General features: G+C 41.6%; 22 protein-coding genes and 1 tRNA gene. 22 read left to right on the top strand and 1 reads right to left on the bottom strand.

Going from position 1 to position 13,343, the window contains the following annotated elements:
- Positions 1–110: 110 nt before the first annotated feature.
- A complete protein-coding gene (locus tag AB5935_RS08475; RefSeq protein WP_120053527.1) occupies positions 111–806 on the bottom strand; it encodes a helix-turn-helix transcriptional regulator in 696 nt (231 codons plus the stop codon).
- A 166-nt stretch (positions 807–972) separates the two neighbouring features.
- Here AB5935_RS08475 and AB5935_RS08470 point away from each other — a divergent pair, with 166 nt between their 5' ends.
- The 22 genes from AB5935_RS08470 to AB5935_RS08365 all read left to right on the top strand — a co-directional run bounded on the left by AB5935_RS08470 (position 973) and on the right by AB5935_RS08365 (position 13,274).
- Positions 973–1,257 carry a hypothetical protein gene (locus AB5935_RS08470; protein ID WP_038609529.1) on the top strand — a complete coding sequence of 95 codons (285 nt, stop codon included), beginning with the start codon at positions 973–975 and terminating at the stop codon, positions 1,255–1,257.
- 319 nt (positions 1,258–1,576) lie between these two features.
- Positions 1,577–2,536 (top strand): hypothetical protein, encoded by a 960-nt coding sequence (locus AB5935_RS08465; RefSeq protein WP_120053525.1) that lies wholly within the window; start codon positions 1,577–1,579, stop codon positions 2,534–2,536.
- Positions 2,537–2,695, top strand: a complete 159-nt coding sequence (locus AB5935_RS08460) for a hypothetical protein (protein ID WP_153880871.1) — start codon at positions 2,537–2,539, stop codon at positions 2,693–2,695.
- Positions 2,696–2,726: 31 nt separating this feature from the next.
- The gene (locus AB5935_RS08455) at positions 2,727–2,894 is read left to right on the top strand and encodes a hypothetical protein (RefSeq protein ID WP_207842537.1); all 168 of its coding nucleotides are present in this window, start codon (positions 2,727–2,729) and stop codon (positions 2,892–2,894) included.
- Between the two features lies 1 nt (position 2,895).
- The gene (locus tag AB5935_RS08450) at positions 2,896–3,102 is read left to right on the top strand and encodes a hypothetical protein (protein ID WP_038609523.1); all 207 of its coding nucleotides are present in this window, start codon (positions 2,896–2,898) and stop codon (positions 3,100–3,102) included.
- Positions 3,099–3,479, top strand: coding sequence for a helix-turn-helix domain-containing protein (locus AB5935_RS08445; RefSeq protein ID WP_051926267.1), 381 nt, complete (start codon positions 3,099–3,101; stop codon positions 3,477–3,479). The genes AB5935_RS08450 and AB5935_RS08445 overlap by 4 nt, the downstream gene beginning before the upstream one ends.
- The gene (locus tag AB5935_RS08440; protein ID WP_051926266.1) at positions 3,463–3,762 is read left to right on the top strand and encodes a hypothetical protein; all 300 of its coding nucleotides are present in this window, start codon (positions 3,463–3,465) and stop codon (positions 3,760–3,762) included. The genes AB5935_RS08445 and AB5935_RS08440 overlap by 17 nt, the downstream gene beginning before the upstream one ends.
- Before the next feature lie 7 nt (positions 3,763–3,769).
- Positions 3,770–3,879 (top strand) — tRNA-OTHER (locus tag AB5935_RS08435).
- Between the two features lie 242 nt (positions 3,880–4,121).
- Entirely contained in the window at positions 4,122–5,057 is a 936-nt protein-coding gene (locus AB5935_RS08430; RefSeq protein WP_038609521.1) for an ATP-binding protein, read from the top strand.
- Positions 5,044–5,862 carry an HNH endonuclease gene (locus AB5935_RS08425; protein ID WP_120053523.1) on the top strand — a complete coding sequence of 273 codons (819 nt, stop codon included), beginning with the start codon at positions 5,044–5,046 and terminating at the stop codon, positions 5,860–5,862. Before AB5935_RS08430 ends, AB5935_RS08425 begins: the two co-directional genes overlap by 14 nt.
- The gene (locus tag AB5935_RS08420) at positions 5,862–6,287 is read left to right on the top strand and encodes a hypothetical protein (RefSeq protein WP_057250751.1); all 426 of its coding nucleotides are present in this window, start codon (positions 5,862–5,864) and stop codon (positions 6,285–6,287) included. The genes AB5935_RS08425 and AB5935_RS08420 overlap by 1 nt, the downstream gene beginning before the upstream one ends.
- Positions 6,287–6,931, top strand: a complete 645-nt coding sequence (locus tag AB5935_RS08415; protein WP_057250753.1) for a hypothetical protein — start codon at positions 6,287–6,289, stop codon at positions 6,929–6,931. Before AB5935_RS08420 ends, AB5935_RS08415 begins: the two co-directional genes overlap by 1 nt.
- Positions 6,928–8,622: a DEAD/DEAH box helicase gene (locus AB5935_RS08410; protein WP_110506339.1), complete on the top strand. Its 1,695-nt coding sequence runs from the start codon at positions 6,928–6,930 to the stop codon at positions 8,620–8,622. The genes AB5935_RS08415 and AB5935_RS08410 overlap by 4 nt, the downstream gene beginning before the upstream one ends.
- Complete coding sequence (locus AB5935_RS08405) at positions 8,619–8,981, top strand: VRR-NUC domain-containing protein (RefSeq protein WP_038609512.1); 363 nt, start codon at positions 8,619–8,621, stop codon at positions 8,979–8,981. The genes AB5935_RS08410 and AB5935_RS08405 overlap by 4 nt, the downstream gene beginning before the upstream one ends.
- Positions 8,978–9,742: a hypothetical protein gene (locus tag AB5935_RS08400; protein ID WP_238338791.1), complete on the top strand. Its 765-nt coding sequence runs from the start codon at positions 8,978–8,980 to the stop codon at positions 9,740–9,742. Before AB5935_RS08405 ends, AB5935_RS08400 begins: the two co-directional genes overlap by 4 nt.
- A complete protein-coding gene (locus tag AB5935_RS08395; RefSeq protein ID WP_244062473.1) occupies positions 9,708–10,433 on the top strand; it encodes a DUF6633 family protein in 726 nt (241 codons plus the stop codon). Before AB5935_RS08400 ends, AB5935_RS08395 begins: the two co-directional genes overlap by 35 nt.
- A gap of 31 nt (positions 10,434–10,464) precedes the next feature.
- Entirely contained in the window at positions 10,465–10,884 is a 420-nt protein-coding gene (locus AB5935_RS08390) for a PcfK-like family protein (RefSeq protein WP_120053521.1), read from the top strand.
- A gap of 2 nt (positions 10,885–10,886) precedes the next feature.
- The gene (locus tag AB5935_RS08385) at positions 10,887–12,167 is read left to right on the top strand and encodes a PcfJ domain-containing protein (protein WP_120053519.1); all 1,281 of its coding nucleotides are present in this window, start codon (positions 10,887–10,889) and stop codon (positions 12,165–12,167) included.
- Positions 12,164–12,481, top strand: a complete 318-nt coding sequence (locus AB5935_RS08380; RefSeq protein WP_120053517.1) for a hypothetical protein — start codon at positions 12,164–12,166, stop codon at positions 12,479–12,481. Before AB5935_RS08385 ends, AB5935_RS08380 begins: the two co-directional genes overlap by 4 nt.
- A 12-nt stretch (positions 12,482–12,493) precedes the next feature.
- Positions 12,494–12,685: a hypothetical protein gene (locus AB5935_RS08375; protein WP_120053515.1), complete on the top strand. Its 192-nt coding sequence runs from the start codon at positions 12,494–12,496 to the stop codon at positions 12,683–12,685.
- A complete protein-coding gene (locus AB5935_RS08370; protein ID WP_120053513.1) occupies positions 12,682–13,086 on the top strand; it encodes a hypothetical protein in 405 nt (134 codons plus the stop codon). The genes AB5935_RS08375 and AB5935_RS08370 overlap by 4 nt, the downstream gene beginning before the upstream one ends.
- A gap of 17 nt (positions 13,087–13,103) precedes the next feature.
- Complete coding sequence (locus AB5935_RS08365; protein WP_153880872.1) at positions 13,104–13,274, top strand: hypothetical protein; 171 nt, start codon at positions 13,104–13,106, stop codon at positions 13,272–13,274.
- Positions 13,275–13,343: the final 69 nt, after the last annotated feature.

Genomic DNA, 13,343 nt, shown 5'->3' with positions numbered 1-13,343 from the left:
ATACTAAAAAGATTAATCTCTTCTTCCTCTATTTTAGTTCTAAAGACAGGAACTTTTATGATTCTAGAATTCAATCCTTTCATTACGTGTTTTTTAGATTATTAAATTAACTATTTTGCCGACATACACATAAGTACTCGATATACGCCGTACACCTCTGACAAAGGAACGTCAAAGTCCGAAAATTTCGGGTCCGGGTTAACCGAATGGCATTTCACATAACCTTCCTTACCCTTGCATTCATGGAGTTCCTTTACTATAACCCCATTTGCAGTGTCCAAAACGTATGTTTTACCCCAGTCTATAAAGATATTGGGGTTTATCTTCTTTATCAAAATACGGGAACCTGAGGGGTATTCAGGTGCCATACTATCTCCATATACTGTAATGGCAAAGTCTACATCTTCAATGGGTGAAATTATAGCCTCACAATTTTGGAGCATTGCGCCTGGAGTCGCAAAACCCGTAAGCGTTCCTCCCATAGCTGACATGGGAAGAAGATATGTGGTGAAACCATTTCCTTCATTTAGTTCTTTCCTACCATAATGGGATGTAGGCTCTTGTACTTTATTTGAAATAGATTCTGCATCTTGACCATAAGACAACATTTCTCCTTGACCTGTTAAAAGCCAATTCACATCTAATTCCGGGAACGATTTAGATATTTTATCTATCGTTGAACGTCTTGTATTATCACCCATCTTCGAAACTGCTGCATTACTTAGTCCAACTATCTTTTCAAACATCTGTACTGGTAAACCTTTATACTCAATAAAGTATAATAACCGCTCCTTTAGACCTTTCATATATTCGAGTTAATTAGAGTTAATATCTAAATATAATTAGATTTATTGTTTGATAAATTAGATATTAAATCTATCTTTGCAACATCAAACAATAAACAACAGCACAAAGGAACGAAAAATAGTTCGGAAGTGCAAAAATATTGACTAACTAAAAAGAGGTAAGACAATGAAAAGATTCGATTTACGACAGATTATGAGAGATGCCCACAGAACTTACAAGTATGTAGGCAAGAAACAAGGCAAGACCTTCGGTGAAGTTCTGAAATCAACATGGAAACTGGCAAAACTGAATGTTACAATGCAGGAAGAGCTGGCAAGACAACAGGAAGAAAGAAACAACAAAGTGTTCACTCCGGTCAAAGCAGAAAAAGTCACTTTCAAAGCCGAATGGTCAGACTGCTACAACTCCAACAGCCGTGGATATTTAGGCTCCCAGTACTGCGGAGATTAATAAGGACATTAATCAGGATTATCCTGTCCGGTCTCGATACCGGAAACAATCCGTAAAAGGTATGGCAGGAACTACATGGAGTGATTGCCCTTAGCAATCCGTTCCAGAAAGCGATACTGGCGCTTACCCTCAATCCCAGCATAGAGGACGCGAGAACTAACGGTCGAAGCAAGCAGCCTGTAACAAGGTCGATGCAAGCAGCCGGGCGAAGTAAGGGCAATCATGCCCCGAACGGTTATGCAGTGAAGAACAGTAGCTGACAACTCCGGTGGGAAGACCAGAGAGAGGTTATCGGGGCACAAACTAATAATATCTACTTATGAGAAACCTAATTAGATTAAACAAAGAAATCAACCTTTCGATAATGCCGAAAGGCTGGAAGGGCGGAAAGGAAAATCAAATTTCATGTCTGACTCTTTACATGACAAAAGAAGAAAGAGAAAAAATCATGTTAAAATTCTCTTTATACCGCAACAAAGCCTACAGAGTTGAAATAATGTGCTACCTATTATCTAATTACATCGCTCATATATGCGGAAAACCTTGTGAAAGTATTGCAATGAAAGTCTGGAAATATGGTAAAGAATACAATACCCCTAATAAGTATGTATATTATTCTATCGGGGCAATACCTGTAGACTTGAAAAACGCCGTTGCCCTCAACATGAGCAAGAGTGGTTATCGGTTCAGAAACGAAATATATTACCATGCAGTCACAGCTTTCTATAATGCTCCTGACAGACTGTTGGACAGAATGTGCAAAAGGATAGCATATATGAAAAATCCCAAAGCAAAATATGGCAGATCCGTTAGGTTACAAACTGTTATCCCGGAAGAAATATACCAAATGATAAATAGTTACGCGATCCAAAACGGTATGAATGTATGTGATTTGATAAGGATTGCGCTGAGAGCGTCTTGTGTTTCGAAAAAAGAAAGAGCTTTGGACGACTCCATGATAGGAAAAGTGTTCAGCCTTTATAGACTGATAAAACAACCAGCATATCCTTTTACGGCAAATCCTAACAACAGGGCATTATTAGTTGAGATCAAAGGTGAAAGAGAGATGTACTATCTAATGAAACTCATGAAGCGTAGAAGGATATCCAATGCGGAAATGTTGAGGAAAGCAATTAGAGCACTGGATGATGTAATAAGTCACAAAGACAAGATTAAAAGGAACGTGACAATAGAGCCCCAATCCTATGATGAAAATGAAGAGGATTATTGGTATGATAAAATAGCAAAGAATGATTTTGCAAGATCTATATACTTATAAATGAAAACAATGATTTCCATCTGTGGAGCATCCTTTCTAGTGCTCCTTCTTACCATGCAGAACATGGACGCATGGTTTTGGGTGGCGGCAGCATCATTCACCGCCACACTACTAGTGATAAGCAACGAACTTGACAATATTGAAAATCAAAAAAAATAAAGCTATGACAACAGTAGAAGAATTACAAAGCATGACACACGAAGACCTTGTAAGACGTGTACAAGAACTGGAACAAGACCTTAAAGAAGTCAAGGAACAGAGCGACATGTGGTTCGATTCGTTCACCCGCCTACAGGCACGACACGAAAGCAGCATTAATGCTCTAGACAACATTGTTAAACTCGCTAAATTGAAGTAATATGGTAAAAGTAACAGAAAATTGGGCGGCCACATTGAGAGCGATGAAGGTAGGTGATATCGTTGTGTTCCCTGTGCGTGCGATATCTTCCGTCAACACAACCATTTCCAGACTAAGATTGGAGATGTGTGTAGAAAATGCCGATTGGAAACGAACAGGAGAGGTTGACCGCAAGCGCGGAGAGTTCAAAATCCAGCGTGTGTCATGATTACGCTATCAGAGCGCGAGCATCTTGTCGCCGAACAATATTGCAAGGGTTTGGCCGACAAGGAAGTAGCCGACAGTCTGCAACGCTCGGAATGGACCATCAAAGCACAGAAGCGGGATATATACAAAAAGCTGGGTATTTCCAAAGATACCGAGCTTGTATTATACATGTTCTGTGAGCGCATGAAGATCAACTTCGATATAAAAGAGATACGTAAACACGGGCTTGAGCTATTCTTCTCCATCCTGTTCCTTGTCATTGCCGCATTGGATTTTCATCCCGACATGAGACAATGCAGCAGAGCAAAGACAAGAACCACCCAAGTATCAAGAACAAGACGAACAAAAACAGATTCAGATTATGAACTATACAGTTAACAACCAACTACGGACATCCATCTTATTTGATGGAACGGCAGAAGCACGGCTAGCAGACATCCTAGCCATCATGGACACTCATACATTCGGTAAAAGAGAAGCGGCCAAAATAGTTGGAGGCATAGGAAGGCTTATCAGACTGATCGAAGAAAACAAAATACGTTCCGACAAGCCTACATGCGCACAAAACGGGAAATGGTTCTGCAATGCCAGTGATGTCCTGCGTTATGCACAGGTCAAAATGCCAAGGAAGCCTAGAAAATTAAAAAAGAAAGTGGCATAAGCCACACGGGTAATTAGCTTAATGGAAAAGCGGTATTCACTTTTTTCTTTACGTTCAGACGGTTTGTGATTGTTTTCAGTAGGAATACAGATACAGGTTCGAATCCTGTATTACCCACACCCAAAGAGAGGGAGCCGTACACCCTTTAAACGTAGCCATGTTAGAGACTTCAAGGCAGTGAAGCAGAGAGCAATTTGTTAGATAATAATTTAACCCAAAGCCGCTGGAAAGGACAGCGTGAGGTGAGAGCCCTCTTTATATGTTATATTCTATATCCTTATTTATCCCGGTGTGTCCTGGCCGACTATCCGGGAACTATTTTTTTTAACTCATTTATTAACCACTAAAAATTATTGATTATGGGACTTATCAAAAAACCTAACGAACTGACAGTTAAGAATGCCCTGTCGGCATTAATCTACGGACAACCTGGTATGGGAAAGACCACACTGGCGTTAAGCTCTCCCCAGCCACTACTCCTGGACTTTGACGGTGGCGTTCACCGTGTGAATGCAGCCCACCGTGTAGACACCGTACAAATTTCCAAATGGGAAGAGGTGGATGAAGTTCTTACGAGCGGAGAAATTGCCGAATACAAGACCATCGTTATTGATACGGCAGGAAAAATGTTATCCTTCATGGATAAATATATAATGAAAAACAATCCCAAAATGAAGAAAGCGGATGGCACACTGTCCCTGCAAGGATATGGAGTACGAAAGAATATGTTCATCAACTTCGTAAACCAAGTCACACTAATGGGTAAATCAGTAATATTCGTAGCCCATGAACGCGAGGAAAAGAACGGAGAGGACAAACAGATACGCCCGGAAATCGGAGGTTCTTCTGCCGGTGACCTGATTAAAGAGCTTGATCTTGTAGGCTATATGGAAGCCATAGGTAAGGACAGAACCATCTCTTTTGATCCGTGCGAGAAATTCTACGGTAAGAATACCTGCAATCTTCCGGCACGCATAAAGATACCAGTTATCATTAATGCAGAAGGTACAATCACCGGACCGAACGACTTTATGACAAAGATTGTAAACACTTATCAGACCTATCAGGAAAAACAGGCAGAACTGTCCTCCGAATATGAAGGTCTTATGGAAGTTATCAAGGAACAGATAGCCATGGTAGCGGATGCGGACACGGCCAACGAAGTGAAACAATCACTGGAGAGCCTGCAGCATATCTTCGACAGCAAATTACAAGCAGGTATGCTACTGAATAAAAGATGCAAGGAATTAGGGTTGAAATTCGACAAAGTAAAAAAAATATATGAAGCAGCCTAGTTATAGAATCTATCCCTCATTACTTGACAAATTCGACAAGTATCTGAGAGCTGATGAAAAAGTGGAAAACTTCTGGAACATTGATAATGAAACCGGAGAGTATAAACGCTCTCCGGAAGAAATCGAAGAGAGCCTGAAACAAGACCTTCTGGATGCTATCAACCGTGTACCGTTTGAGAGTGAAGCAGCCGACAAGGGAACAGCCTTCAATGCTATCATTGACTGCTATGTCCATTGCGAAAATCACGTGCCGACAGAGCGTTCCCCCTACTCCATCATTGGCGATAAGGAAACCAATACTATACAAGTAGCTTTCCCCGCAACGGATATCGCACCTGCACGGCATTTCCTTTTCGACAGACAATGGTGTATAGAACAGGCAGAGTATTTCAAAGGCTCATTAAGTCAGGTCTATGTATCCGCCATTCTTCCTACCCAGTACGGAAATGTGGAGTTATACGGATTTATCGACGAACTCCGAAAGAATGTTGTTTATGACATAAAATCCACATCTAAATACGAGTTCGGCAAATACGCCCACGGGTGGCAGCGCCATGTCTACCCTTATTGCCTAATTGCTTCCGGTCAGATGGAAAACATAAAGGCATTTGAGTTTACGGCTTATGCGCTGAAAGGCGGTACCAGCCGCACACCGCTTATCAGTGGTACGCAATATCCGGAATATTATACTTACAATCACGAACAGACAGTGAAACTGCTCACGGCACACGTAGAACATTTCATAGAGTTTTTGGAAGCTAATAGAGAATCTATCACGGACAAGAAGATTTTCGGACTGGAATAATGGCACAAGAAGCTATCCTTATAAAAGAAAAAGGTGTGGTAACACTGAACAAGTCCTTTGATTTCATGTGCTCGCAGCTCCGTAACGGTCGTTACAGGTTAATTATCGAACGTTACACAGAGCCGCGCACATTAAGTCAAAACGCCCTGATGTGGCTTTGGTTTACCTGTATCGAACAGGAAACAGGAACGGACAAACAGGACGTACACGATTATTACTGCAACCTATATCTACGAAGGACAACCATTATCAAAGGAAAAGAAACGGTCATAGCCGGAAGCACATCGAAACTGAACACACTGCAAATGACGGACTTTTTGAATAAGGTCAAAGCAGATGCAGCCACGGAACTGGGAATAACACTTCCCCTTCCGGAAGACCGTTATTATAACGAATTTGTCAACGAATATAAATATAGAAGATAATGAAGATCATAAAAGCTAAAATCACCAAGGACAGTACCTTGGTGGCCACCTACAAGGATGAGAATGGTACAACCACCGTAGAAGGCAAGAACCTGGTAACATCAGACCTTATCAATGCGTTCAGCAAGCTGAATCCCCACGCCGCTTTGCTTACAGAACAGAAAGAAGTGGACGGTATAGAATCAGTAGATGAAGTGCCTGATATCATAGGACAGGTGCTTGACGTTACAGGATATTCCATTGGCGGAGATGGAGATAATGAAGGGGTTACTCTGGTAGCCAAACGTTTTCTCAAAACAGGAAAAGTTCTGAACCTATGCGCTCCGTTCACCATGTTCAATAATGAGAATGAATCGTATATCAATGCCTTCGAGTTGGAGCAGGAAATCCAATCCTGTGAGTTCGAAGTCAAAGAGTATCTGTTCAACAAAAAATGGCGAATTGTACAACAGGAACTTCCGTTTGAGGAAGACACGGCGAACGCAGACGTACAACCGGACGCCATTCCAGAAGCCGGTACAGACTTCAATCAAGAGGTTGCGGAATTCCAGCAGGCTATGAATGATGCAGGGGTTGACATAATAATGAACGGAAAGAAAATTAAATCACGTAAACCACGTAAAGTCAAACAACTTGCATCATGATACCGCCGTCCCCATTTTGCGTAACTACTACCCCCAACTGCTTCAAACTAGCCTTCCCATATCATCCAAGATTAGTGGAGCTGGTCAAACGGATTCCAAGTGTAAAACAGAATATCCGGGCAGCCTATATCGCTGACGAAAAAGCTTGGAAGGTTTCTCTACAAGATAAGGAATACGTGAGGATGATGGCAGATTGGGCGGTACAGACAAGGATATGCAGCCGGGTACAGCACAAAGTGACAACAAGAGAGTATAATGACTATACTATTCCCGACCTTCCAAAACTTACGGTTCCACACGGATTGCTGTTAGAACCGTACGAATATCAGAAAGAAGGCATCGCTTATGCGCTACAGCACAAGCGGTGCATATTCGGGGACCAACCGGGACTGGGAAAGACATTACAGGCAATAGGCACGGTTACGATAGCAAAAGCGTATCCGTGCCTTGTCATTTGTCCGGCCGCATTGAAAATAAACTGGCAACGTGAATTTAAGAAATTTGCCGGAAAAAATGCCATGATTCTGGATGATCGCAATAAAGCCAGTTGGCACCGTTTCTTTGAGACTAAATGCTGCAACATATTCATAACAAATTATGAATCACTGAAAAAGTTTTTTGTACTTAAAGTAAAGGAGGATGCACGGTTTACCATGAAATCCATTGAGTTTGACCCGCGAATATCGTTATTCAAATCCGTAGTCATTGACGAATCACACAAGTGCAAATCCACCAAGACCCAGCAATCCAAGTTCGTAGAAGGAATATGTAAAGGCAAAGAATATATCTTGGAACTGACGGGAACCCCAGTAGTGAACAACAATACAGACCTTATACAACAACTCAAGATAATGGGACGATTAGAGGATTTCGGAGGATACAAGTATTTCGTAGAGAGGTTCTGCGATGGACCTAAACAGTCAAGCAATGTGAAAGAACTGAACTGGAGGTTATCATCGACCTGCTTCTTCCGGCGCGAAAAGGCCAAGGTACTCACTCAGTTGCCGGACAAGTCACGCCAATATATAGAGGTGGACATATCCAATCGCAAAGAATACGACAAAGCGGAAGCCGACCTGATACAGTATCTCCGAACTTACAAGAATGCGGACGATGAAAAGGTGGCCAAGGCATTAAGAGGCGAAGTAATGGTGAAAATGGGAATATTGAAAGCCATATCAGCCAGGGGAAAAATCAAAGTCTTTTCCGAATTCATCCATGACGTGATTGACGGAGGTGAGAAACTGATAGTCTTTGCTTACCTGAAAGAAGTAGTACAGGAATTAAAGAAGATATTCCCTGAAGCTGTCACCGTTACAGGCGAAGACAATGCTACTCAAAAACAGACAGCGGTAGACCGCTTCCAAAACGACCCTTCTTGCAAGCTGATCATCCTTAACTACAAATCAGGAGGTACAGGTCTTACATTGACAGCTTCCAGCCGTGTGGCGTTTATCGAGTTCCCATGGACTTTCTCCGATTGTGAGCAGGCAGAAGACCGAGCACATCGGAACGGACAGAAGAACAACGTAAACTGTTACTACTATCTTGGAAAGGATACTATCGACAAATATATGTATGATGTCATTCAGACCAAAAAAGGAATAGCCAACGGAGTGACAGGGACGGATGATGTGGTTAAGGAGAATGTGGTAGATATGGCAATGAACCTATTCAACGGAAGAATATGAGAAAACAGACAACACCATTATCAGAAAGCCAAATACAACATGATTGTTTGGTATGGTTCCGATTACAATATCCCAAACTGGCTCGTATGCTTTTTGCAGTGCCCAACGGTGGCAAACGTGATGCCAAGACAGGAGCACGGATGAAGTATGAAGGAGCAGTGAGAGGTGTGGCAGACTTGATTTTGCTCATACCCAAAAAGGGATGGGCCTCCCTCTGCATAGAGATGAAGACACCGAAGGGTACACAGAGCGAGCACCAACGAACGTGGCAGACAGAAGCAGAGAGATACCAAAACAAGTATGTTATCTGCCATTCACTACAGGAGTTTATAAACGAAGTAAATTCTTACCTACAATGACTTATATAGATTACGTAAACCAATTTTGGAAGACACATCAGAGTGTAGCATTTTCCTCGAACGAAGTTTATTTGTACTTCTTCCTTTTGAACGAGTGCAATAGTCGGGGTTGGGAGAATCCGTTTGAGTGTCCCAACAGACGAATCGTCCTCGCAACCGGTATATCAGAACCAACCGTAATTGAAGTCAGGAACAGATTACAGCAAAAAGGTTTACTACAGTTTGAGTCAGGTAAGAAAAATGCGAAATCGCCCGTTTATTACTTAAATGATTTAAGTAAACCCTTAAGTAAACTCTTAAGTAATGACTTAAGTAAACCTTTAAGTAAAAAGGCTAACATTAATATAAGACTTAAGAGTAAAGATAATAATAACTCTAGCGAGTTATTTAAGCCCGAGCAGGAAAAACCTAAAAAGAAGCCTTCAAAACCAAAAACCGAATTTATAGCCCCTACCCTGGAACAGGTGAAAGATTACTTCCGTGACAAGCTCCCGGACTGGGAGCAGCAGGCAGAGATATTCTTCTACCACTTCGATGCGCTAAGCTGGAAAAACACCAACGGGGCTAAAATTGAACGATGGGACAGCCGGGCTAACCTTTGGATAATCGAAAAAAGACTTCAAAATGGAAACAAGCCTACAAAAACAGATCACTGTGATAATGTCCCCAGGACAGATATCTCAATCCAGGAAAAAGCCGGAGACACTGACACCGCTCCAGCAGACCTTGAGAAATGGATCAACAGCCTCCCAATTGGTTGACAACTGGTCCGGCACGCAAGCCCAGCTGAATTGTAACCTGACATTAGCACAAGCAATCAGGATTGAGGGTATTCCCACCCTTGCGGACATCAATGTTGTCTTCGACAACGCCACATCAGTCAGGATTATCACAGAGCACCTGCAATCAATCCTCCGATACGCAAGCATTGATATCGCACCTCAACAACTGGCCGAAACGGCGCTAAGCATATTGGCCAGCTATTATTTTCTCAATCTGGCCGAGCTTTGCATATTCTTCACACAACTTAAAAACGGAAGCCGTGGACAGTTCGTCTGGGGAAACAGGATAAACAACCAGTCCATTATGGTAGCCCTATCGGACTTTTGCAGGGATAGAAGAGACGAGCACGTCAAACTGTCCAATGAAACCGCCATGAAACAATCCCAAAAAGGTTTCACCCGGATAGAAGATGCAGCGTGCGCCATGATTGAGGGAGTAAAAAACATTCAGGAGCTCAAAAAAAAGGCTAAAAACGATTTCAGCGCCTTCACAGAACTTTTTCCTAACGTTCCCAACAACCATACTGCCTACACCTATTGGAAGGCATACGGGGGAAATGAGAATGCAATACGGGCTATATACGGAGATAATGCACCACCTCCCAATATAGCAAGCGACGATATAGGAAAATTCTTATGCGAGTATAACATCAGAATCAATCACAAATAAATATTATCAACCACTTCAAAATTAAGTAACCATGGCAAGTAATGAAAGTTTCAAACAGGCAATCAAAGCCTATCTGGACAAACGGGCGGAAGAAGATTCACTGTTCGCCCCCAAATATGCGAATGAGAAGAAAAGCATTGATGAATGCTGTAGTTATATCATGGGTGAAGCCAGGAAGCGTGGTAACGCCGTAGCGATTTCAGACGAGGAGGTCTACGGGATGGCGGTGCACTACTATGATGAGGACGATATCAAAATAAACCGGCTGCCTGCCGGAGAGAAAACGTCCGTATCATCCTCCGCCAAACCTGTGGAACTCACCGAAGAAGATGAGAAAGCGGCACGTGACAAAGCAATCGCACGGCTGGCGGAAGAACAATACCAGACACTCAGGAAGAAAAACGTCCGAAAGAAAGCGGATGATAATGTCCAACAAATGAGTTTGTTCTAGCCATGAAACCGAGAACGAAATTACAATTTAGGGTAGTTGGTTTGAGTAGCCAGCTACCCGATATAAAAAGTATGATGACTGAGTGGGCTAATAATGGTTGTCTGAACCATATAGGATATGCTACCAAGTCCCGTGTCGTATGTATGGAGTGTGGAGAACGTTTTTCTACAGAACTTGTAAATCGCAAGCGTGCCGTTTGTCCTCATTGCGGTGCATCCTTAAAAATAGAATGGTCGAGGAAACGTACTAATAAGCAGTTTATAAGTATAGGAAAGGCGGATATATATGAAGAGTTCCAGGTTATCCGATGCTTTGAACTATATGCTTATTATCGTGAAGGCAGGGAACCTCATTATTTTATTCGGGAAGTGCTTCAACATTGGATTAAAGACGATGGAAAACGGGAAGTGATGGCTCTTGCAAGAAATACAGGCTGTAGTGGTTGGTGTGGAAATCTTGAAATTCGTAACAAGACTGTAGGATCGTATTATAGTATCGGAGATAATGATGTTTACTGTGATAAATACCATCCGGATTCTGTATTCAAACCGCAATACACAAGGATGGGAATAGATTACAGACTTCATGGACTGTCATTTCTTGATGCAATTAATGCCATTCCTGTTAATCCTCAACTCGAAACGCTTCTTAAAGCAAAGCGGTATGATTTATTGAGTCATTGGTACAGGCTTCGTTATAAAGTGAGCAGCTATTGGCCTTCTATAAAAATCTGTCTTCGGAACAAGTATAAGATAAAGGATGCTTCGATGTGGTTTGATTATTTGGACTTGCTGGCACGTTATCATAAAGACCTGCATAACGCTTACTATGTTTGCCCTACGAATCTGAAAAGAGCACATGACTTATATGTGGCAAAGAAAAAGCGTGATGATGAAAAGGCACGCAAGGCACGTGATATGCAGCGTTTGCTTGAACTTAAGAAATACGCCGAAGACTACATTAAGGAGAAATCGAAATTCTTTGATTTGAAACTGTCGGATGGTAAAATAGTGGTGATACCGTTGAAAAGCCTTGAGGAATTTAAGAAAGAAGGAGAAATTATGCACCATTGTGTATTCTCAAATGAATATTTCAAGAAAAAGGATTCTCTTATCCTTTCTGCCCGAATAGGTAGTAAACGTATTGAAACTGTTGAAGTCAATCTTAAATCGTTTCAGATAGTACAGTCAAGAGCCGTATGCAACGGAACATCGGAGTATCACGACCGCATCATCCGGCTAGTGGAGAAGAACATGAGTCTGATCAAAAAACTTACTGCATGAACATCTATCACACAGAACCCAGATTCGACTGCGAGAAATTCGCTCCATGCGGGCGCATCTCCCTGCACAAATGCCGGAAATACAAAGGCAGACTGGATGAATGCAGGGGATGTACGCTTGTACACCGTAAAGCCAAGACGGTTGCCGGTAAGGAAGCCGGAAGAAAGGTTTGTCCGCATTGCGGACGTTTCCTTCCGCTCCACCGGTTCTATAACAGGACTGTCAGATGTGGGGATAAGGAATACCGATGTCTCACCTCCTGGTGCAAGATGTGTATGAGTGAAGTCGCAGCGGAAAGAAATCGTAATAATTAATTTAAGTTTCCAATGAAAAATGTAACGAAAATAGCCAAGAAGTCAGCCGGACTTAGCCAAAAATGTTCGATTTGTCCACTTATGCGAAGATGTACTTTAGAAATCCATAGAGCTTGTTTTGACAGCTTTGTGGAAGGTTTCAAGAAAGGGGCCAGAGCTGCTGAAAAAGAAATAAACAAGAAATTCAAAACAGGAAAAATATGAATATAATCAATAGATTGACTCAGCTAATCGCTGATGCGGACGAAGCATATAAACAGTCCATTATTGCCATCTTGAATGAAATAGTTCCTGATTTAGACGTGGAGTCTAAGCAAGAAATCGCTAAAAAGATTTGTTGGGATAAACACGGAAGTGGTAGCCCTGATGAAATCATACTAATGTATGATGGTAGGGCTTTCGATAATCCTGCTTTAGTTGATATTCTTACTGAACGAATCCAGAAAACAAGAAAAGATAATAAAGATCTGGAACCAGATATTGATAAACGCTATTGGTGTGAAACATGTGGATCGCATTCACATGAAACAAACCCTGATACTGGGTATTGCTTCAATTGCAATACTGATAATTGGGAACCGGAAAACTATAGAGATGTAATGTAATTCAAATCGATATAGAAATGAATGAATTGGAACAAGACAAAAGATATGTTTTTGGAGATATGATTATAGTAGCCACTACTGACTTTGACTTTAATCCTATCCTAAAAATTAGCACAGATGATGGAAATGTGATTGTAATGCCATCATCCGATAATAAGATTATTGTAAAATCAACTGCGAATAAATAACAAGAAAGAAATGAGTAAAACAACAATTTATTATCTATTCCTAGTAGCAATGTATATGCTGCTAGGGTA

It is taken from the genome of Phocaeicola sp. RTP21198st1_B8_RTP21198_201120, from assembly GCF_040929485.1.
Taxonomy (GTDB): Bacteria; Bacteroidota; Bacteroidia; order Bacteroidales; family Bacteroidaceae; genus Phocaeicola; species Phocaeicola dorei.
Note: the sequence above shows the minus strand (reverse complement) of the source record. Positions and strands in the feature narration are given on the sequence as shown.

What these genes read in the sequence shown, in the direction of transcription:
- AB5935_RS08475 (WP_120053527.1), bottom strand. Translation starts at nt 806, where the DNA reads ATGAAAGGTCTAAAGGAGCGGTTATTATACTTTATTGAGTATAAAGGT.
- AB5935_RS08470 (WP_038609529.1), top strand. Translation starts at nt 973, where the DNA reads ATGAAAAGATTCGATTTACGACAGATTATGAGAGATGCCCACAGAACT.
- AB5935_RS08465 (WP_120053525.1), top strand. Translation starts at nt 1,577, where the DNA reads ATGAGAAACCTAATTAGATTAAACAAAGAAATCAACCTTTCGATAATG.
- AB5935_RS08460 (WP_153880871.1), top strand. Translation starts at nt 2,537, where the DNA reads ATGAAAACAATGATTTCCATCTGTGGAGCATCCTTTCTAGTGCTCCTT.
- AB5935_RS08455 (WP_207842537.1), top strand. Translation starts at nt 2,727, where the DNA reads ATGACACACGAAGACCTTGTAAGACGTGTACAAGAACTGGAACAAGAC.
- AB5935_RS08450 (WP_038609523.1), top strand. Translation starts at nt 2,896, where the DNA reads ATGGTAAAAGTAACAGAAAATTGGGCGGCCACATTGAGAGCGATGAAG.
- AB5935_RS08445 (WP_051926267.1), top strand. Translation starts at nt 3,099, where the DNA reads ATGATTACGCTATCAGAGCGCGAGCATCTTGTCGCCGAACAATATTGC.
- AB5935_RS08440 (WP_051926266.1), top strand. Translation starts at nt 3,463, where the DNA reads ATGAACTATACAGTTAACAACCAACTACGGACATCCATCTTATTTGAT.
- AB5935_RS08430 (WP_038609521.1), top strand. Translation starts at nt 4,122, where the DNA reads ATGGGACTTATCAAAAAACCTAACGAACTGACAGTTAAGAATGCCCTG.
- AB5935_RS08425 (WP_120053523.1), top strand. Translation starts at nt 5,044, where the DNA reads ATGAAGCAGCCTAGTTATAGAATCTATCCCTCATTACTTGACAAATTC.
- AB5935_RS08420 (WP_057250751.1), top strand. Translation starts at nt 5,862, where the DNA reads ATGGCACAAGAAGCTATCCTTATAAAAGAAAAAGGTGTGGTAACACTG.
- AB5935_RS08415 (WP_057250753.1), top strand. Translation starts at nt 6,287, where the DNA reads ATGAAGATCATAAAAGCTAAAATCACCAAGGACAGTACCTTGGTGGCC.
- AB5935_RS08410 (WP_110506339.1), top strand. Translation starts at nt 6,928, where the DNA reads ATGATACCGCCGTCCCCATTTTGCGTAACTACTACCCCCAACTGCTTC.
- AB5935_RS08405 (WP_038609512.1), top strand. Translation starts at nt 8,619, where the DNA reads ATGAGAAAACAGACAACACCATTATCAGAAAGCCAAATACAACATGAT.
- AB5935_RS08400 (WP_238338791.1), top strand. Translation starts at nt 8,978, where the DNA reads ATGACTTATATAGATTACGTAAACCAATTTTGGAAGACACATCAGAGT.
- AB5935_RS08390 (WP_120053521.1), top strand. Translation starts at nt 10,465, where the DNA reads ATGGCAAGTAATGAAAGTTTCAAACAGGCAATCAAAGCCTATCTGGAC.
- AB5935_RS08385 (WP_120053519.1), top strand. Translation starts at nt 10,887, where the DNA reads ATGAAACCGAGAACGAAATTACAATTTAGGGTAGTTGGTTTGAGTAGC.
- AB5935_RS08380 (WP_120053517.1), top strand. Translation starts at nt 12,164, where the DNA reads ATGAACATCTATCACACAGAACCCAGATTCGACTGCGAGAAATTCGCT.
- AB5935_RS08375 (WP_120053515.1), top strand. Translation starts at nt 12,494, where the DNA reads ATGAAAAATGTAACGAAAATAGCCAAGAAGTCAGCCGGACTTAGCCAA.
- AB5935_RS08370 (WP_120053513.1), top strand. Translation starts at nt 12,682, where the DNA reads ATGAATATAATCAATAGATTGACTCAGCTAATCGCTGATGCGGACGAA.
- AB5935_RS08365 (WP_153880872.1), top strand. Translation starts at nt 13,104, where the DNA reads ATGAATGAATTGGAACAAGACAAAAGATATGTTTTTGGAGATATGATT.